We start from the raw sequence: 327 nt of genomic DNA on the forward strand, positions 1-327 counted from the left end.
GGTGCATGGTTACAGTGCTGGCACATAACTGGTTGGAAAGCAACTTGTGGGTTTTCTGAAGCATGCTCCATTTCACCAAATTCACTTAATGAACTTCCCAATCCTGAAATATTTTCTTTCTTTTCGTTATCGCCTTCAAAAGATTCTTCTGAAGAATAATATCTATCAATACGCAACCAGTGCATATCTCTACTTTTACGTACTTCTTCTTTACCTACAACCGGAACGTTGTTTTCAGCATGACATGCAATCACACAAGCACCACATCCTGTACAGGCATTTAAGTCTATAGATAAGTTAAAGTGATGTCCTATAGAACGATCAAAT

1 protein-coding gene is annotated in these 327 nt (G+C 37.9%); it reads right to left on the minus strand.

The genetic code is table 11. The features are described 5' to 3' along the window. On the minus strand, window positions 1–327 hold a 327-nt coding region (locus KI686_RS16120; protein WP_237590345.1), incomplete at both ends, for a 4Fe-4S binding protein.

It is taken from the genome of Polaribacter sargassicola, assembly GCF_021991835.1.
GTDB lineage: Bacteria > Bacteroidota > Bacteroidia > Flavobacteriales > Flavobacteriaceae > Polaribacter > Polaribacter sargassicola.